The organism is Thalassoroseus pseudoceratinae (assembly GCF_011634775.1).
In the GTDB taxonomy this organism is placed as follows: domain Bacteria; phylum Planctomycetota; class Planctomycetia; order Planctomycetales; family Planctomycetaceae; genus Thalassoroseus; species Thalassoroseus pseudoceratinae.
In genome coordinates this window covers 294231-314038 of record NZ_JAALXT010000004.1, presented here as the reverse complement: position 1 = coordinate 314038, position 19808 = coordinate 294231, and the positions used below count along the sequence as shown (strand labels likewise).

Here is a 19808-nt window from a genome sequence, read left to right as displayed (position 1 = left end):
ACCTGAAGTCGAACCTTCATTTTGAATTGACAAAGCGCAAATTCAGTTTTCGAGACGACAATCGGCCAACAGCACGGTCCGAGACGCTTTGAGCGTTGGTCCGATCGCGTTTGCTCGGTACGATAACACAACCCGATGGCATTGTCTTGGAGTCACGCATTGGGTTTCTGTTTTTTTGGTTTGAACTTGGCGTTTTTGGTCATTATGTCCTCGATACTTGAGTCCACTGCCCAATCGACAGGTCCTTGTCCACCGCATCGATTGCGGTGCACGAAAGTTCCTACGTTGGTGTTTCGTCGTCCCACAGATGCCAGTCAGCATGTGGCTTTGGTCATTGCGAGTCTCATTCGGGAGCACAATTCGGCGGGCATGCCCACGGTGATTGCGTTGTCGGCGGGGTCCACACCGTCGGCGGTGTATCGCCAACTCGTGCAATGGCATCAAGACGATCGACTCGACTTTTCGCGGGTTGTGGTATTTGCGTTGGCGGAGTGGTCACCGATGCCGGCGGAATCGTTGCAAAGTCAGCAGCGATTCTTGCGGGAATCGCTGTTGAACCATGTGAATGTTCGGCCGGAAAATATCCATTTCCCTCCCAGTGACGGAAATCCGGCCGAGGTTGAGCGTCAATGCGAAGATTATGAACGGGAAATCGAGCAGGCCGGTGGAATCGATTTGCTGGTGGCCGGTGTGGGACGGAACGGGCATTTGGGGTTCAACGAACCCGGTAGTGAACGCGGTTCCCGCACACGGTTGGTGGCCCTGAATCCCCGGACCCGACATGCCGCCGCTTCGGATTTCTTCGGCGAGGAAAATGTGCCGGTCGAAGGTGTGACCGTCGGGCTGGGCACGATTCTGTCGGCTCGAAAAGTTGTGGTGATGGCACTTGGTGAGCACAAGGCTTCTGTGGTTCGCAAAGCTGTCGAAGACGGCGTGAGTGAGAATGTACCCGCCAGTTTTCTACAAACGCATCGCAATGCGGTGGTCGTCACCGATGAAGCCGCTGCCGGACGGTTGACCGCCATCACCACGCCTTGGTTGATATCCGATGTCGACTGGACCGATGCCGAAGAAAAACGGGCAGTCATTTGGCTCGCCGAGGAAGTTCGAAAACCGTTGCTGAAGTTGGAGTCCGGCGATTTCATGCACCATCGGCTCCATGGATTGCTTCGAGAACGTGGACCGGTCTCGCAGATTCGCGAACGGGTGTTTCAATCGCTCTTGGACGGCATTTGTACGAAGCCGGCAGGAGATTCGCCGCAGAAGATCATCGTGTTCAGCCCGCATCCGGATGACGATGTGATCAGCATGGGGGGCACCCTGATTACGCTCGCCGAGCAAGGACACGAGGTGCATATTGCGTATATGACCAGCGGGAACATCGCGGTGTTTGACCACGATGCTCTTCGGCATATTGACTATGTCGAGCAGTTCCAAAGAATGTTCGGTGTCGGGACTGATGACGGTTTCGAACTCTATACTCGCTTGCGGCACGAGATCGAAACCAAACGCCCGAGTGATCCCGATACGCCGGAAGCATTGCAGATCAAAGGACTCATTCGACAAACCGAAGCCATTGCAGGGGCGGAAGCGGCCGGTGTGCCGCGAAGTCGGCTTCACTTCTTGGACTTGCCGTTCTATCGCACGGGAGCGGTCACGAAAAATCCGATCGGTGACGACGACATTTCCATTGTCGCCGAGTTGCTACGAGACGTTCACCCCGATCAGATTTACATGGCGGGCGACTTGGCCGACCCTCACGGGACACATCGCGTGTGTGCCGAAGCGATTCTCCACGCCCTGCCCGTCGTCGCCGAAACGGTGCAGCCGGAAGTTTGGTTGTACCGCGGAGCATGGCAGGAATTTCCACCATACGAAATCGAACGGGCGGTTCCGCTGAGTCCGGAAGTCATGCTGCGAAAGAAGATGGCGATCTTCAAACATGAAAGCCAGAAAGACCGCGCTCTCTACCCCGGTCTCGACGAACGCGAATTCTGGGTTCGAGCCGAACAACGCACCAAGAATACGGCGAAGGTGTATAACGATCTCGGTTTACCGGAGTTCTACGCGCTCGAAGGCTTCGTGCGACTTGTTGGTTCGCAACTGTAGTTAACTACACCAGTTCCGGCAGTGATTCGGTCTTCTCAAGCAGATATTGAGGACGGCCGGAGAGATCAGGAAGTGTGACGGCTTCTGGATTGATGCCGAGATGTCGATACAAAGTGGCTAAGACCTCGGCGAAGTGGACTGGACGGTCAGCGATTTCGCCGCCGAGTCGGTCAGTCGCTCCGATGACCTGACCCGTGCGGAAGCCGCCACCAGCCAGGAGTCCACCGCCAACCGCTGGCCAATGATCGCGACCGGCATCTTTGTTGATCCGTGGCGTGCGACCGAATTCCCCCCAAGCGACTACTGCGACATTGTCCGCCAATCCGCGAATGTGCAGGTCCTCAATCAAGGCGGCCAATGCCTGATCGAATTGTGGCAGGTGCGTTTTCTTCATGCCGCTGAAGTTGTTGGAGTGGAAGTCCCAACGTCCAAAATTGAGCGTCACCACTCGACAACCCGCTTCGACCAATCGGCGAGCCATCAAAAAGTGTTCCTGGTTCCGTGGGGCTCCGTCACCGTAGTTTTTCGGATCGCCTTTGCCATAGCGTTCGCGAACTTCCGCGGGTTCTTGGGAGATATCCAAAGCATCGGCAAGTTTGCTCGAAGTGAGAATATCGAAGGCTTGCTCGGTGATGGCGTCCATCCCATCGAGCGTACCGGAGGCATCCACGTCACGGCGAAGGTTATCGAAACTCGCCAACAATCGCTTGCGGTCTCCGAGGCGATCTTGCGTAATTCCTTGCAGAGTCATGTCTTGGCGACTTGGACCAGACGGACGAAATGCCGCATGGCCGACCCCCAGAAATCCTGGCAGCCCCGGTGAACCGTACGGCGGATGACGAGCATCGGGAGACAACCCCACGAACGCCGGAACCGAGGGATTCTTCGGTCCGAGCACTTTCGATGTCACCGAACCAAACGATGGCCAACCACCGGCCGGTTGGTTTCGCGTGGTGTGACCGGTGTAGCAGATGAACGAATCGTGCGCTCCGTTGGGAGAGCCATACACGCTTCGTAGTGGCACACACTTGTCCATGATGGTCGCAAGTTGCGGCATGTGTTCGCAGATTTCGATGCCCGGCACATTGGTTGGGATTGGGCGAAACTCACCACGGATTTCGCTTGGAGCATCCATTTTGAGATCGTACATGTCTTGATGCCCTGGAGCACCACACATGTAGATCATGATGACGGCCTTCTTCGAACCGCGAATCCCGGATTCAGCTTCGGCTCGCAGCAAGTTCGGCAGCGTCAATCCACCAACCGACAACGCCCCCAATCGCAAGGCATCACGACGAGTCACTCCGTCACACAGTTTGTCACCATGTCCTGTAATGGAAAGCATCTGGTCCCTCGGGAAGGATGAGGATCGGCGGGGAGATTATTTGATGTTTAAACATTGTATATATCAATACACCATGATGCAAGTTTTGGCGAATCGGGCGGGGTGGGCTATTCGATCGTGTTAAACAATCGTTGCATTCTTCGCCGCGACCTTCGGAGATCATCGCCACAATTCCCTTTGGCCATGAGGATGCCAAGAGAAGTCCGTAGGGCCGTCACGGTTATTCTCATCCCAACAACGTGTGCCCCGCTATCGTCGTCAGACTGTGTGATTTGGACTCGCGATGGTGGTAATTGTGTGGAATCTTCGTTCAGAGTGAACGCACTTTTTTATCGGTAATGTCTAATTTGTTTTGACAGATTTCCCATTCTCGAAGATACTGCGGATGAATGTAGGTATTATTCAGTACCTTGCTTCGCATTTCTACCCAAAAACGTGGGTTCACTTCATCCTTATCTTATGCGAGGGCCGAATGCGACACAGACAACAACGACGTGGATTTACGCTAATTGAATTGCTTGTGGTCATCGCAATCATTGCGATCCTGATTGCCCTGCTTCTTCCGGCGGTCCAACAGGCGCGAGAAGCGGCTCGACGAACTCAGTGCAACAACAATTTGAAGCAACTTGGACTGGCACTTCACAATTATCACGATGTGAATCAGTCGTTCCCGTTCGGTGCGTATGGAATGACCAACGCCGATTGGTCTCTCAAAGACGGCACGAACTGGCGAACGGCCATCCTGCCAGGGCTTGAGCAAAACAATGTGTTCGACCAACTGGATTTCACGAACGGTTCAAGTTTCGCCGGCAACAGCTACGCTGGCAACGAAGTGTTGCGTGGATTGCAAATTGACACATTCTTGTGTCCGTCAAGTGTGCTTGATCCTTTTGATAACCCGCATAGCTGGTCGAATCCCGAACGGGGATTGAATCACCAGTATGTTGGAATCCAAGGAGCGGCCCCACCCGTGCCTGGTCCTGATATGGGATATCGAGACTGTGGCCATGGTTGGTCGTGTAACAACGGAATGCTGTCAGCCAACGAAGTGAACGGCATCGAATCCGCCACTGATGGCACATCCAATACGATCATCATTGCTGAGCAGTCCGGCTTCACAAATGGCCAGAACCGTACCGCGAACTATTATGGTGGATGGCATGGTGCTCGTCATGAGAATCCAATTACCGCGTCAAGTTGTAGTGACCTTTGGCAATCGGGGACGACTTGTGTCCGATTCGCTCCGAACTCCGATATCGTCCAGACCGGTGCAACGGACACGATGTATCGCAATAACACCATCATCAATTCATTCCACCCTGGTGGATTGAACGTCTTGCGGACTGACGGAAGTGTGTTCTTCATGACCGACAACATCGATTTCATGACCCTCAAGCGGTTGTGCATCAAGTGGGACGGCGAAGTCATCGGCGACTATTAACCAACCAGACACGGTCCGTTTTTTCATTTCACTTTTCATATAGGAAGCGTTGATAACCTATGAAACGGTTGGTGTGTCATACTCTCGCCTGCACGATGTTTGCGCTCACGCTGAGCGTCATCAGTGGTTGCTCTTCCGGTCCGGCCACGGGAACTGTGGAGGGCACGGTTACGCTTGACGGTGAACCGTACGAAAAAGGCATCGTCAATTTGATTGATCTACAAACCGGGCAAGCCGGAAATGCGGAGATCAGTACTGGTGGGAAATTTTCGATTTCCGAGCCGATTCAAGTCGGAACGTATTCCGTATTCGTAACGCCTGTTGCACCACCGATGCCGACCGACGGTTCTCCACCGCCACCGGTTGTTGTGGATCAATCAATCCCCGACAAGTACCGCAACGAATCGATGACGGATATTAAAGTTGAAGTCAAAGAAGGTTCGAATACGGTGGCAGTCGAAATGAAAAGCGAATAGTGTTTTTCGTTGGCAAACAAAAAACAGCATCGGTGGGAGACCTTCCCAACGATGCTGCTTTCATTGATCAACTGATGGATACTACCTATTGAGGTGACTACTCGGTATCTGTTGTCGCCGGTTCGTCGTCTTCGCTTGGCGGTGCAAAGCCGCGGCGGAGGGTATTTTCGGTGATGTTGACCGGGATCAGGAACTGCAACAGATAATCCGGTCCACCGGCTTTGCTGCCGAGTCCGCTCATCTTGTAGCCTCCGAATGGTTGGCGATCGACGAGTGCTCCCGTGCAATTGCGGTTCAGGTACAAGTTACCGACCTGGAATTCTTGACGTGCCCGCAACAAGTTCTTCGGGCTGCGACTGAACATGCCGCCGGTGAGCGCGAATTCGGTGCCGTTGGCGATGTCGAACGCCTCGTCCATGTCCTTCGCCTTGATCACCGCAAGAACCGGGCCGAAGATTTCGTCCTGAGCGAGCGTCGAACTCGGGTTCACATTCGAGAAAATGTGTGGACCGATGTAGTACCCTTCCTTCTTACCAGGTCCGTCATCGCCGGCGAGCGCGAGTTCCTGGTCTTCATCTTCCGTTTCTTTCTCTGAATCAATCGTTTCGCGGATGCGGTTGAACGCTTCCTGATCGATGACCGGTCCGACTGATGTGCCAGGATCGTTCGCCGGTCCGACCTTTAAACTCTCTGTCGCTGTGACCAATCGTTCGAGAAAGGCATCGTAGACGTCATCCAAAACGATTGCTCGCGAACACGCCGAACATTTCTGGCCGGAATATCCGAAAGCACTTTGAATCACACCGGTCACGGCTTCATCGAGGTCGGCATCGCTGTCGATAATGATCGCGTTTTTCCCACCGAGTTCGGCGATCACGTGCTTGATGTTCTCCTGACGTGGATCGGTTTGAGCCGCTTGTTCGTAAATTCCCAGTCCCACCGTGCGTGATCCCGTGAAGGCAATCAAATCGACCTCTGGGCTGCCCACAAGTTCCGGACCGACTTCCTCACCAATGCCGGGCAGGTAATGCACGACTCCGTCGGGAAGGCCGATGTCCTGAAAAATTTGCATCAACTTGGCGGCGATGACCGGGGATTGTTCCGCCGGTTTCATCACCACCGTGTTGCCGGTGACCAGTGCCGCCGCCGTCATGCCGGTGAGGATTGCGAGCGGGAAATTCCACGGGGCAATCACCACGGCCACGCCACGCGGTCGGTAGAAGTATTCGTTTTCTTCGCCGGGCACATCGACGTTGCGAGGTTTGGCCATTTCTCGCATTTGCATGGCGTAGTACATGCAGAAGTCGATCGCCTCCGCGACGTCCGCATCGGCTTCCGCCCAGGGTTTGCCACACTCGTAAACTTCCCACGCGGCGAGTTCGTATTTGCGTTCTCGCATCTCGCGGGCGACGAGTTCCAAATATTCCGCCCGGTGTTCGGGGTCGGTGCGTGACCAACTTTTGAACCCCCGCCGTGCCGCTGAAATCGCTTCGGTCGCATGATCCGGGGACGCCGAGGCGACCCGTCCGACAATCTGCGATTTCTTGGACGGGTTCCGTGACGTGATGGTCTTGTTCGAGTCAATCGCCCGTCCGTTGATGACCAGCGAATACTCCCGCCCGAGTTGAGCCTCCACATCGTCGAGCGCCTCCTGCATGGCGGCACGGACGGTTTTGTCGCTGAAGTCCGAATGCGGTTCATTCACGAATGCGGGAACGGGTTCTTCGGCGGGGGGCGGGGTTTTCTGGCCGACTTCCGTGGGGCTCATCAACAAATCCTCAATCGAAACGTGTTCGCGGAAACTCTGTCGTAGGAAGGAATCATTCGACGTATTTTCAAGCAATCGTCGAACCAAATATGCCATGCCGGGAATGAGTTCACCGAATGGTGTGTAGACACGGACGCGGTAGCCCATTTCCTCAAAAATCTGAGCCATCTCGCCACCCATGCCGTAAAGCATTTGAATTTCCCAGGCCGAGTTGGGAACGTCCAAATGCTTGGCGACTGCAATGGCGTGCGACAAACTTCGCAAGTTGTGACTGGCAATCTGCGGCCGGAGTTCGTCGTAGTGTTCGAACAGAAACCGCGTTTGCCGTTCGAAGTTCTCGTCGGATTGCCATTTCTGGCGATAAACGGGAACGGGCCAACCGGCGGCTTTGGCGTGGACGGTTTCGTAATCCCAGTAGGCTCCCTTCACGAGTCGCACCCAGATCGGTGTGCCGCGTTCGCGAACCCATTCGAGCAGCCCTTGCAAGTCCTGCTCGGCTTCCGGCAAATACGCCTGAATAACGATGCCCACGTCCGGGAAATCGCGGAATTCGTCTTCCATGAAGACGTCTTTGAAGATCTCCAGCGTGAGGTCTTTAGTCGCGTAACTTTCCATGTCGACATGGATGTACGCATCTTGCTCACGAGCCGCCCGCAAGATCGGACGCAACCGCTCTTTCACACCTTCGGCCGTGCCCTGCGGATCAACCGATTTGAATTGGCTGTATAAAGAGGACAACTTGACCGAGAACTGCATTCGCGGGATCGGACCGTATTGGTCGGTGTCGATCTGCATGTTTTCCGACCACGCATTCACATGCGGGCCGAGTCCGTTGATCAAATCGAGATACTGCTCTTGATACGCCTCGGCTTCCGGTTCGCTGATGACCGCTTCGCCGAGCAAATCCAACGTGAACGCGAACCCCTGCTTCCGTAGTTTCGAAACCGATTGGAGTACCTCGTCGACGTTCGAGCCGGCGATGAATCGCTGAGCCATGTTGCGAGCGTTCGAGCGGGCATTGACGGCGACAATCCGCCCCATCACCGTATTCGGGCGGGAGATGTCCAAGCCGATCCGAGCCGCCCACGGCAGAAACCGCCGCACATCGTCGAAGTACTCTTGGAGATGCTGCGTGATTTGCTCATGTGTTTTGAGCATCGGCAGCACATCGACGAATCGAAACATCTGCACCTTGACCGATTCATCCGACATCGCCCAAGACAGAATCCGATCGTCCCACCATCGCCGATCAAATATCGACGGCGTTCGACGCTCCATCTGATCCCAAACCCGCTGACCGATCCGCTGCGTCTCCGCATTGATATCGGCCACCGATTTCACTTTCTCCGTATCCGCCACGCGTGTTGCATCCTTTGCCGATTGAGTCATCCACACCCAAAAGTCCAAAACGGGATTGTAGCAACGGGACCGCGTGAGCGGCAGAGACACGATCGATCTTGACCAGTTTTTACCCCCAAACCACAATCCCGGTGTGCAGAACTAAACATCCAACCAGAACCAACTCCCCAAGTTGGCAAGGAGGCCGACAGATGAACGGTTGGCGATTGTTTTCCCTGTGTTTCGTTATCTTCAGCCTCAGTCGATCGGCATTGGTCGCCGAACTCGTCGGCAACCTGGGTGAACTGGAACGAATCAGATTCGAAGGACTAAAAACCTTCACAGCCGAGCAACTTCGGGATGCACTTGCGAACGATTTCGATTACCTTCTCGCCGCTGCCGCAGACGTCGAACGCACCGAATTCGCCCTCGTGCTCTCCGGTCGCTTGATCGACGGCTACAAACAAGCCGGTTTTACGAAGCCGGAAGTCGACGTGAACTTTTGCAAAGATCACGTTCAAGTCCACATTACCGAAGGCCCGCGTTATCGCGCTGGCGCGGTGACGGTCCGTGGACCGGAGAGTGTGGACGGGGCGGCGTTAACGGAGTTCGTCGAAAATCCCTCCAACGAATCCGCCTTCGCCAAGCAAGCTCGGTACTTGGCGGCGCAGATAGAAAAGAAAGCGGTCCCCGCGGACGAGATTCAAAGCGATCTGAAAAAATGGAATCGCGATGAGTGGGCGAACTTTCATCTCGATCCCGAAAAACATCTTCACGAGACTATTGCCACTGGTTTGAAAGCTCAGGGGTTCTTCTATCCGGAATTCGAATGCCGATTGGTTCTCGTCGAAGACAAAGCGAATCTGGAAATCACGATCACGAACGAAGGTCCGACCGCGGTCGTCAAGACGGTCACCTTTCATGGGGTGGAGCATCATAGCCCCGATCAAATTCGTAAGTTCCTTGGGATCGAAACCGGTGAGCGTATTAGCCAAACCCGACTTGATGCATGGCGAGAAAAATTGCTGGACTCCTATTGTTTCCTCGAAGCTCGCCTGTACGTTCTACCCTCGATCGCCAAAGAGTTGCCGTGCGAGCTAGTCGTTGAAGTCATTGAACAACCTCGCGGCCCGTATTTGGGCGAGGAGTTGACGGAGATCGATCAAGCGATGTTGCGTCATTCGATGTGGTGGCAGAATTGGCATCAATCTGACGACGATCTGGTGTATCAAGCCGAGAAATCGAAAGCGGCGGACGATGTCGGTCAAAAGGGGGTTTTCGAGTCGACGTTGCGAGAAACCGTCATCGCATCTTCTCAAAACGGAATTCTACTCGATGTCGAATCGCAATCTCGCGATGAAGGAAGGCGACTCCGATGGACACTCATTTTGGAGGAAGACCGCTGGGAAATGATTTCTTGGCATAGTCGCAACCGCGTTCGTTTGCAGTCTCCCGGCAACATCCGTCTGTCACTCGGTTTGCGGTACAAATGGGATGAGGAAAATCAATGCTGGATGCATTCATTGCAAGGCGGTTGTGGGATTCACAGTCATCGCATGCCGAACTTTGTTGGAGTCAACGATGAGTTCGGGGAACCGGCCCCTGATCAGTGGTTTGATTTTCAATATCCGGCCAGTCATGCCATCGCGGCCGGACGGGATGAGGAGGACAACCCTCATCGCGAGGGCGACGAAGTCGTGTACGGCTCGCCGGAAAACCCGGCCCGCATGGATTTTGCAACGGGTCGGCCGATGGGCTTCCATGCTTTCAACAGAAAAGCTCCTGTAGGGGCGAAACCGAATGTGACCATCGTACCGGGCGAATTTCAGCGGCGACTCCAATCAATCCGTCAAGAAACCCAAGAGTTCACCTCAGGATCTCAAACCACACCTCTGTCGACATGGGTCGGGTTTCTGTTCGAGGAATTGGTTCTCGTCAGCGATACCTCCGCAGCCACCCAAAAGAATCGGGTTTCCGAGACGTCGCAAAATCGGGCGTTGATTTTGTGTCTCCGAAACCTCTCTCGTCACAATGCTTTTTCGGGACTTGAGACACTCAGCCAAGAAGTCTGGAAGCAGAACGACGAGCAGGCAGAATTCACACTGCCGTCCCCGACCGATGGCAGCGAAATTCGCCTACCAGGATTGAACGAGATGTTGTTTGGGATGGCCAAGCCGATTTCGCGTGGGGTGTTTCAAATCAGCAATGCCCTGTTCGACCAAGACACAGCCCCCGGACGCGTTGGATGGAATGTGGCTTTGTTCTGTACGGGACGGTTTGCGGAGGCGGGGCAAAACCTTTCTCAATTACTGCAAGCCGACGATTGTGGACCGCTGACGTGTTTGTATGTTTCTGAATTGTTCGCGTTGGTGAAGTCACCGCAAGCAATCGAATTTGCCAAAGCTGGCGTGAGTCGGTTAGATACCGAATCGCTGCGACGGGAGTTGAAGCCGGTTTTGTCGAAAGATGCGATGTTCCTAAAAGTCTGCGATCCGATTTTTACCGCCTTGCAGGAATTCACACCGGAAGAAATCGAGGAACTTCTTGCCGCGATCAAGTCCGACAAACAGCGGGAACAATGTCGGACGCTGTTCGCTCGAATTCAGGCCGTGCCGAAAGATCGACCGCGAGAGCAATTGATCGAATCAATCGTGTTGGCGTGGGAATCCGGTCTGCGTGAGTTGGTTGAAACTCGGTTGAAAAGCCACCTACCCAAACCTGCGGAATTCATGCAAGTCGACTTCGAAGAATATTCTTTCGACAAGCTCATGCCGCAATTTAAAGATGGCTCGAACATCCAGTTCGTCGATCCATCCAAAGGCACGAATTCTCTTTTGCCAATGGATGACCCGCTGATTGAACCGTCTTTGTAGAGTTGATCACGTCGTGTATTCCGAGTTCAGTCGCACGTATTCTTGGGTCAGATCGCTGGTCCAGAAACGTACGTTTGCATCGCCCAGGCCGCATTCGAGTTCGATGTGGACCTCACGGTTGTCTCGCAAGGTTTGGGAGACGGTGGCGTCATCGTAGTCGGTTGGGGAGCCGTTTTGGAAGATGCGCGTGCCGTTGATGTGGAGCGTCATTTTTTCCGGGTCAACGGGAATGCCACTGTATCCGGCGGCGGAGATGATGCGACCCCAATTCGGGTCGGCTCCGGCGATGGCTGTTTTCACCAAGGCGGATTCGGCGATCGTTTTGGCGACTTGGTAGGCGTCTTCGCGGGTGGCCAAGCCGGTGACGTCGAGCGTGATGAAGTGATCCGCTCCCTCGGCATCACGGATGATCATCTGAGCGAGTTCCGCCGTCAGATCGTCGAGCGCTTCGAGCAAGGCCTGCGATTCGTCGGCATTTGTCGGGCCGACTTCAGCCGCTCCATTGGCGAGTAGCAGAACCGTGTCGCTGGTACTGGTATGGCCATCGACACTGATGCTGTTGAAACTGCGATCGACGGAGTGTTTCAACATCCGTTCGGCATCTGCGACCGTGAGAGCGGCGTCGGTGAGGACAACGCAGAGCATCGTCGCCATATTCGGAGCAATCATTGCCGCCCCCTTGGCGGCACCGAAAAGTGTGACCGGCTTCCCGCCAATGTTCACAGTCCGTGAACCGATCTTCGGAAAGGTATCGGTCGTCATCATTCCTCGGGCGGCGGCTTCGAAGTGGGACGTGTCCGCCGCGAGATTGTTCATCGCCTGAGGAATGCCGTCGCTGAGTTTGTCCATCGGCAAGAAATGCCCGATGATACCGGTCGAGCAAACCAATACGTCATCCGCTGGGCAGTTTAGGCGTTCGGCGACTTGCTGGGTCATCGTGCGGGCATCGTCTAGTCCGCGTTGTCCGGTACAGGCATTGGCGTTGCCGGAGTTAATCACAACAGCTCGTGCCGACGCACTCGGTGTGCGTTCGCGGGAGATCGTCACCGGCGCTCCGACAACGCGGTTCTGCGTGAACACACCAGCCGATGCACATGGTCGTTCGGAAGCGAAAACCGCGAGGTCGTTGAGACTACTATCGGATTTCACTCCACAATGCAGACCAGTCGCCTGAAACCCTTGTGGCAACGAAATTTCCTCAGACATTGATCGCTCTCTACTTAGATGAGGGCTGTCGTTTCCGAATAACCCGCGAGTAAATTGAAATTCTGCACCGCGACTCCGGCGGCTCCTTTGACGAGGTTGTCGAGTGCGGCGAACACGATCAACTGTCCTCGGGAAAGACGCACGGTGATGTCGCAGTAATTGGTGTGAGCCACGTGTTTCGTGACGGGAATGTGCTCGACCACCCGCACGAACGGTTTGCCGCTGTAGAACGCACGGACTCGTTCCAGCAATTCCGTTTGACCGAGATCACCAGTTTGCTGAGCATAAATGGTGCAAAGAATTCCACGGTCCATCGGAACCAAGTGTGGTGTGAAGGTCACGCCGACTTCTTGCTCGGAAACCGTAGTGAGCACCTGTTCGATCTCGGGTGTGTGGCGATGGTTTCCCACCCCATACGCGGTGAAACTTTCGTTGACCTCGGAATACAAGTTCGTCAACTTTGGTGTCCGCCCTGCTCCACTGACTCCACTCTTTGCATCGATGATAATGCCCTGCGGCTTGATCAGCTTCTGAGCCAGTAGCGGTGCGAGAGCCAAAATCGAGGTGCTGGTGTAACAGCCGGGATTGGCGATCAGATCTTGCCCCGCAATTTTGTCGGCAAAGAGTTCCGGCAAACCGTAGACCGCATCACCCAACCGTGTCGGATCGGTGTGCACCAGGCCATACCACTGCTCATAAACGGCGGGGCTATCGAGGCGGTAGTCGGCACTCAAATCAACGACTTTCGCCCCGGCGGACATCAGCTTGGGAATCGTTTCCATGCTAGCGCCGTGCGGAAGGCAGCAGAACACATAGTCCGCCCGCTTGGCTAATTCGTCTGCGGAAAGGTTCTCCAGCGAAAGATTGAGCATCCCATGGAACGCCGGATGCACGGCTGTAATGTGCCGCGTGTCGGTTCGGCTGGTGACCGCGGTGATCTCCACTTGCGGATGCCGCAGGAGAATACGGATCAATTCGTAAGCCGTGTAACCGGTTGCCCCCAAAATTGCCACGCGGGTCATGATGATTGTGTCCAAGCTCAAAACAAGAAATCGATTTAGGCGGATTGTTGCGTATTGGGAACAAGATTCGCAATCGGTGCGGCAAAATTTGGCAAGACATCGTCGCCGGTCAAGTTGCCGTTGATCGTCAGCGAGGCGTCGTGTTAATCGCTCCCCGGTTCAATCCAGACACGTTGCATGGCCAGTCTGAACACCCTCACCAACCACCTTGCCGAGATTTGAGAGACAACTGGGTATCGTATTCGGTTCGCGGCTTCGACCTGACAATGGTAGCCGTCTCTATCGAAAAACGCCCAGTCGCCATTGGTTTTCGCGTATGCTCGAACCGCCGCAAGGATTTTCCCAGCAGTCCACACGGTTTGTTCACCTCTCACAGGATTTCCTACGAATTCACCGTCGATGAGTTCAAATCGCTCCGCACAGGAGTGGTTACGGTGCTCAGGTCAACTATTCTCGCGTCAAGGACGGTGTTCGATGCATCTATCATAAGCGATTTGACCGTCCCCAGCCATTCGCCGAAACCGAAGTTGTCACATGGAAACGTCTTCGATTGACTCGGATTTCTCACGGCTTTGAAATTCCCAGCCGAAACAGTCAGAATGCCGGTTCACACGAGCCACACAAGATTTCAACCGGCCTTCCCGCCGGAAGACGCCAGTCTTTCTGACTTCGACCGAGCCGGAAACTGCGTCCAACGCGATACTTCATGAATTAACCGACATGCCCATTGTCCCCAAGCCGGCAGCATGCCGTCGGTTTGGATTTGTTTCGGTCGACAATTGCCGAGAAGGAAAACACGAAAATGCCCCACACGCTTCCGAAATTGCACAACGCCATGTGGCCAGGATTGGTTGGGAAAGGCGGCGACGAGCCAGATGCCGAACCACCGATTAGTCTCGATCGTATGCTTGAACTGACCGCCGCCGCCGAAGTCGATGGCCAAAAGTTTGAGGGAATCGACTACTTCCTATTTCATCCCCACACCGACCCCGATGCCAGCGATGACGAATTGAAAGCCATCGCGGACAAAATCGCGGGACACAACCTCACGGTCGGTTCGCTCGTGGCTCCGATTTGGCCGGGAACCGTTGGTGATTCGGCCATGGGTGATGACGAGCAACAGCAAAAGTTCCTCACTGCCATTGAGAAAGCCTGTCGCATCGCGAAAGTGTTCAACGAGCATGGCGTGCGGAAGTACGGTGTGATTCGCATCGACTCCGCCGGTGGACCGGACGAGTGGTACAAAGACCCGGAAGCCAACACGAAGCGGATCGCCGACACCTTCCAAAAAGCCGCCAAGATCGCCGCCGATCATGGTGAACGGTTAGCCGCGGAAGGCGAGATTTGCTGGGCGGGAATGCACTCTTGGAAGAACATGGTCGACTTGCTCGAAGCCGTCGACATGCCTGAAACGCTCGGCTTCCAAGCGGACTTGGCTCACACGTATTTGTATCTCCTCGGCGTCAACGCCCCGGAGCACAAATTGCTCAGCGAAGGTTACTCGGAAGAGGAATTCTGGGCCGCCTACAAACAAATGACCGATGCCCTGCGGCCGTGGACGATCGATTTCCATGTTGCCCAGAATGACGGCAGCGTGCATGGCACTGGCAGTCACGACAAAACCGGTCGCCACTGCCCCGCCGACGATCCGAACGGCAAACTCGATATCGTGAAGTGTTCGGGCTATTGGCTCGAAGACGCACAATCACGTGGCATCGAACACATCTGCTGGGACGGTTGCATGTTCCCCAACGCGATGCTCGAAAAACCGGAAACCTGGAACACCATCCTCAAAACCATGATGGAAGTCCGCGACGCACACGGCTGGAGTTGAAAACTTTCCCGCACTGCATGCGATACATGAAACAAAATCAAACTTTTAGGAGTCAAGAACAATGACGAAGCCGCTCAATATCGGCATGATTGGTTATGGGTTTATGGGCAAAGCGCACACGAATGCGTATGCCTCGGCGAATCACTTTTTCCCAGAACTTGAGTACAAGCCGGTCCTGAAAGCTGTTTGTGCTCGGAACAAAGACAAGGCCCAGGTATTCGCGGACACTTGGGGTTATGAGTCCGTCGAAACCGATTGGAGGGAAATGCTGAAGCGAGACGATATCGATGCAGTCGATATCTGTACGCCGAACAATTTGCACAAGGAAATTGCGATTGCTGCGGCGGAAGCTGGTAAGGCGATTCTTTGTGAAAAGCCACTCGCGATGGATGTCGCTGAAGGCGAGGAAATGTGCGAAGCGGTCGAGAAGGCCGGCGTTCCGAACATCGTGTGGTACAACTACCGCCGACTTCCCGCCGTCACGCTCGCGAAGCAGTTGATTGACGAAGGCCGCTTGGGTCGTATCTTCCACTATCGTGCAAACTTCCTCCAAGACTGGACAATCAACGAAGACGTCCCGCAAGGTGGTGCCGCCACTTGGCGACTCGACGCTGATGCCGCCGGTTCCGGTGTGACGGGGGACTTGCTCGCTCACTGCATCGACACCGCGGTTTGGCTGAACGGTCTCGTCAAAGACGTCAGCGCCATGACCGAGACGTTCGTAAAAGAGCGGCCCGATGCCGAAACCGGCGAGAAGAAACCCGTCAAAATCGACGATGCTTGTTCTTTCATGTGTCACTTCCAGAACGGTTCGCTGGGGCTGTTCGAGTCCACACGATACGCTCGCGGTCACAAGGCTCTCTACACCTTCGAAGTGAATGGTGAGAAAGCGTCGCTCAAATGGGATTTGCACGACCTGCACCGACTGGAATACTTCGATCACGCCGATGATTCCGTGGTTCGTGGTTGGCGGAACATTCACGTTTCCGATGGCGATCAGCCGTATCTCGATCACTGGTGGGTCCCGGGCTTGCAGATCGGCTACGAACACAGCTTCATTCACCAGGTTGCCGATTTCCTCGCTGGCTACGAAAAAGGAAATCCTGTCGCACCGACGTTCCGCGATGCCTTGGAAACGCAAAAGATTTGCGACGCCGTGCTAAAGAGCGCTCATGATCATTCGTGGGTGGAAATTAGTTAGCTGCTTGCATGTCCGGCGATTAAGTCGCTACGATAGTTCAACTTTCAAACGACACGCCACGATGGTCGAGTGCCTGCGCGCACCGGCCATCGTGGCTTTCGTTGACACATGACCGTTCGCGGTAATTGCTTCGCGTTTTCGGCTCTCGCAGTTGCGGAGTGTTTGACGCGACGATTTTTCATCGTGATCGGTGTTTCTCAACCGCCTAGAAAATCACTCTTGCGGAGACCGTCATGGATCGGCAACCCATCAGCCGAGAAGGCTACGACAAACTCAAAGAGGACATTGCCAAGCTCGAAGTCCAGAAATCCGAAGTTGCCGAGCTGATCAAGCTCGCTCGTGAAGAAGGCGACCTCAGCGAAAACGCCGAATACCACGGGCAACGCGAAACCCAGGGCATGATCCAGGCGAAAATTCACCAGCTCAAAAGCAAGCTCGCCAGCTGCTATATCGTCGATCGCTCGGCGATGCCCAAGGGGGTTGTCGGATTCGGTTCGGTCGTGACCGTCAAAGATCTGTCCGACGGAATGGAAGAGCAATACGAACTCGTCGGTCCGGGCGAGGAAGATTACTCTTGTGAGCCGATGAAGATCCTCACCAATAGCCCGATCGCAGAAGGACTCACCGGCAAGAAGGTTGGTGATCAGGTCGAGATTGAGATTCCGAGTGGCAAACTCAATATGGAAATCACGAAGATCGAGGATCCCGAATAGTTCGGGGCCGTCCCTGCCCAAACCGATTGCCCTCCGTTCTGACTCACGGAAAGTTGTCATGAAGAATCATTTTTCGATCGCCGCACTCGTTTGGGTTCTCGTTTGGCCAACAATGGGGCAGTCCGCCAATTGGCCGGAGTTTCGTGGGCCGACTGGTGAAGGCATCGCCACAGTCAGCGGGTTGCCAGTCGAATGGTCGCCAGACAAGAACGTCGTCTGGAAGACACCGGTTCCCGGTTTGGGGTGGTCTTCGCCGATCGTGCTTGGTGAGCAAATCTTCCTGACGACAGCGGTCGGGGCGGAGGATGATCAATCCGGTCCCCAGAAGCTTCGCGTGTTGTCGTTCGATGTCGCGACGGGAAAACCCAACTGGAATGTCGAAGTCTTCGCGCCGCGAGACACTTCGATGCACAAAAAGAACAGCCACGCCAGCCCAACGCCGATCACCGATGGCGAACATATCTTCGTCCACTTCGGTGCCTACGGAACCGCTGCCCTGACAACCGATGGCAAAGTTCTCTGGCGTCAGACGGGAATTGACTACCGCATGCAACACGGGACCGGCGGGTCACCGATTCTGGTCGATGATTTGCTGGTTTTCAGTTGTGACGGTTCCGATGTGCAATTTGTGGTCGCCCTGGACAAATCGACCGGGAAGATTCGGTGGAAAAAAGATCGGCCGGCCATCAAGAATTCTCGGAAGTTCTCCTTTAGCACGCCGTTGGCGATCGAAGTGGACGGCCAAACCCAGATCATCAGCCCCGCGACCGATCAGGTCGTCGCATACGCACCACAGGATGGTCGGGAACTGTGGTCACTGCCCTACTCCGGCTACTCGGTGATTCCGCGTCCGGTGTACGGTGGCGGATTGCTCTATCTCGCCACAAGTTACAACACGTCTCAGCTCTTGGCCATTCGTCCCGGCACGCAAGATTCCGAGGCTGAAATCGTTTGGAAACTCCAACGAGGTGCCCCGCATACGCCATCGGTTGTCTATGTTGACGGGATGGTGTTCCTCGTCAGTGATCGTGGTATCGGGACCTGTGTAGACGCGGCGACGGGGACCGTCCATTGGCAGAAGCGGCTTGGTGGGAATTATTCCGCGTCGCCGTTGTATAGTGAGGGACGCGTTTATTTCCAGAGTGAGCAAGGCGTCGGGACCGTCGTTCGAGCCTCGAAGGAATACGAAGTCCTCGCTGAAAATGACATGAAGGAACGCACGTTGGCTTCGTATGCGGTTGCTGAGAAAGACCTGCTAATCCGCACTGAGACACAGTTGTACCGTGTCTCGGCGACTCCCTGAGAACTCAGTGAATCCGGATTTCGTTCTGGACCAGCACACCGGGTTCCGCGCTGCGAATGGCTTGTGTGACGAGTTGTTTCGTTTCCCAATCGCGGCAGATCCCCGTTACGAGAATGTGGTTTCCCTCGCAGAGGATCTCCAGTCGGCGAACTCGCTGGCCAGTCAGGGATCGAACGCTGTGGAGCATCTCATCCGCTGAAGCCACGGCGCCAACGGTTCCGGATGGATCAGTCGTCAATGCAAAATCGAGGCAGTAGGTCGACATCATATCTCCAGGCGAATGATTTCCGAATGGGAGTCAGGAAAGAGAACGGTGGAACCGTGAAGTTCGGTAGTCTTGATGCCCAGGGCATCGGTTCAAACGAAATCTTCGCAAGTCACATGCCAAAATCGGAAGAAACCGAAAGACCGGAACGGCGGTTGGCATACGGTCTGATTGAGTTTGCCTCATGATTGATTGGGTTTCCTGCCCGACTTGGCAAATTTCGATCAACGGTGAAAAACTTAGTTCCTCTCACACACTCTATGATCGTTTTGCCGTTCGGTCCGTCGAAATTTCCCAGATGGACTTAATCAGTTGTCGCATTTCCAAAGGTCTGCGCGCAAAGAAAGCCTCCGACAAAATCGGAGGCTTGAAAAATGGTCGTTAGCAATCTCGGCGACTAGTCTTCGAGAAATTCCAGAGCGTCGTCGAACTCGTCTTCCTCGTCCTCGATATGTTCAGGACCGTGGTCGTAACAGTCGCTGTCGTGCCAAAGCGGCAGACCGGCGGCGTATCGGGCGGCGAGCATTTTGACCTTGTCTTCCGATCCGGGTTTTGCCTCAGTCGGGGTGTGTGGGTTTAGGCTGAGTGGATCGAAGTCTTCATCTTCGAAGTAGCCTTCATAATCCGAGATGTACGCGACACCTTGATCTTCCGGGAGTCGCTCTAACTCGTCGTCGGCTTGATATGAGAACGAAGCATTGCTCACAGTCCCTGACCTCCTAAAATCGTCAGCTTGTGTGGGAGAAAGAATGTCCAGACCAATAAACTACACGCGCTCAGGAACAATGTGGGAAAATTCTTATGGCATCCGGTGAGAAGGCCATGATTTTCCCCGGAAGGAAGACTCGCGCTGATGGCACACTCACGGGGAAACGCGGAGAGTAAGTGTGCCGTACGCGGGCAGAGTTTGGGCT

At 54.7% G+C, this 19808-nt stretch carries 15 protein-coding genes; 9 read left to right on the top strand and 6 right to left on the bottom strand.

All coding sequences use genetic code 11. The annotated features are described in order from the left end of the window. The first annotated feature begins 204 nt into the window (after positions 1-204). Positions 205-2109, top strand: a complete 1905-nt coding sequence (locus tag G6R38_RS15565) for a 6-phosphogluconolactonase (protein ID WP_166829091.1) — start codon at positions 205-207, stop codon at positions 2107-2109. 4 nt (positions 2110-2113) lie between these two features. Here G6R38_RS15565 and G6R38_RS15560 read toward each other — a convergent pair whose 3' ends face one another. Then, on the bottom strand, positions 2114-3454 hold the full coding sequence (locus G6R38_RS15560; RefSeq protein ID WP_166827531.1) for a DUF1501 domain-containing protein: 1341 nt from the start codon (positions 3452-3454) through the stop codon (positions 2114-2116). Positions 3455-3926: 472 nt separating this feature from the next. On the opposite strand from G6R38_RS15560, the gene G6R38_RS15555 reads away from it, so the two are divergent. Then, entirely contained in the window at positions 3927-4895 is a 969-nt protein-coding gene (locus tag G6R38_RS15555) for a DUF1559 domain-containing protein (protein ID WP_166827528.1), read from the top strand. Between the two features lie 59 nt (positions 4896-4954). Next, positions 4955-5371 carry a carboxypeptidase regulatory-like domain-containing protein gene (locus G6R38_RS15550; protein WP_166827524.1) on the top strand — a complete coding sequence of 139 codons (417 nt, stop codon included), beginning with the start codon at positions 4955-4957 and terminating at the stop codon, positions 5369-5371. Between the two features lie 97 nt (positions 5372-5468). On the opposite strand, the gene pruA is transcribed toward G6R38_RS15550, so the two are convergent. After that, the gene (gene pruA, locus G6R38_RS15545; RefSeq protein ID WP_240928224.1) at positions 5469-8498 is read right to left on the bottom strand and encodes an L-glutamate gamma-semialdehyde dehydrogenase; all 3030 of its coding nucleotides are present in this window, start codon (positions 8496-8498) and stop codon (positions 5469-5471) included. A 191-nt stretch (positions 8499-8689) separates the two neighbouring features. Here pruA and G6R38_RS15540 point away from each other — a divergent pair, with 191 nt between their 5' ends. Beyond that, positions 8690-11350 carry a BamA/TamA family outer membrane protein gene (locus tag G6R38_RS15540; RefSeq protein WP_166827493.1) on the top strand — a complete coding sequence of 887 codons (2661 nt, stop codon included), beginning with the start codon at positions 8690-8692 and terminating at the stop codon, positions 11348-11350. A gap of 6 nt (positions 11351-11356) precedes the next feature. Here G6R38_RS15540 and argJ read toward each other — a convergent pair whose 3' ends face one another. Together argJ and argC are read right to left on the bottom strand one after the other, a co-directional pair. Then, positions 11357-12556 (bottom strand): bifunctional glutamate N-acetyltransferase/amino-acid acetyltransferase ArgJ, encoded by a 1200-nt coding sequence (argJ, locus tag G6R38_RS15535; protein WP_166827490.1) that lies wholly within the window; start codon positions 12554-12556, stop codon positions 11357-11359. A 14-nt stretch (positions 12557-12570) separates the two neighbouring features. Next, on the bottom strand, positions 12571-13578 hold the full coding sequence (argC, locus tag G6R38_RS15530) for an N-acetyl-gamma-glutamyl-phosphate reductase (RefSeq protein WP_166827487.1): 1008 nt from the start codon (positions 13576-13578) through the stop codon (positions 12571-12573). Positions 13579-14380: 802 nt separating this feature from the next. On the opposite strand from argC, the gene G6R38_RS15525 reads away from it, so the two are divergent. From G6R38_RS15525 to G6R38_RS15510, 4 genes are all read left to right on the top strand, one after another. Further along, complete coding sequence (locus G6R38_RS15525; protein ID WP_166827484.1) at positions 14381-15412, top strand: sugar phosphate isomerase/epimerase family protein; 1032 nt, start codon at positions 14381-14383, stop codon at positions 15410-15412. A 61-nt stretch (positions 15413-15473) separates the two neighbouring features. Further along, positions 15474-16613: a Gfo/Idh/MocA family protein gene (locus tag G6R38_RS15520; RefSeq protein WP_166827481.1), complete on the top strand. Its 1140-nt coding sequence runs from the start codon at positions 15474-15476 to the stop codon at positions 16611-16613. A gap of 233 nt (positions 16614-16846) precedes the next feature. Continuing rightward, positions 16847-17326, top strand: coding sequence for a GreA/GreB family elongation factor (locus tag G6R38_RS15515; RefSeq protein WP_166827477.1), 480 nt, complete (start codon positions 16847-16849; stop codon positions 17324-17326). Positions 17327-17384: 58 nt separating this feature from the next. Continuing rightward, positions 17385-18629 carry a PQQ-binding-like beta-propeller repeat protein gene (locus tag G6R38_RS15510; RefSeq protein WP_240928223.1) on the top strand — a complete coding sequence of 415 codons (1245 nt, stop codon included), beginning with the start codon at positions 17385-17387 and terminating at the stop codon, positions 18627-18629. 4 nt (positions 18630-18633) lie between these two features. On the opposite strand, the gene G6R38_RS15505 is transcribed toward G6R38_RS15510, so the two are convergent. Then, positions 18634-18834 carry a hypothetical protein gene (locus G6R38_RS15505; RefSeq protein ID WP_166827473.1) on the bottom strand — a complete coding sequence of 67 codons (201 nt, stop codon included), beginning with the start codon at positions 18832-18834 and terminating at the stop codon, positions 18634-18636. 86 nt (positions 18835-18920) lie between these two features. Here G6R38_RS15505 and G6R38_RS15500 point away from each other — a divergent pair, with 86 nt between their 5' ends. Further along, the gene (locus G6R38_RS15500; RefSeq protein WP_166827470.1) at positions 18921-19082 is read left to right on the top strand and encodes a hypothetical protein; all 162 of its coding nucleotides are present in this window, start codon (positions 18921-18923) and stop codon (positions 19080-19082) included. A 209-nt stretch (positions 19083-19291) separates the two neighbouring features. On the opposite strand, the gene G6R38_RS15495 is transcribed toward G6R38_RS15500, so the two are convergent. Next, entirely contained in the window at positions 19292-19600 is a 309-nt protein-coding gene (locus G6R38_RS15495) for a hypothetical protein (RefSeq protein WP_166827467.1), read from the bottom strand. Positions 19601-19808 lie beyond the last annotated feature (208 nt).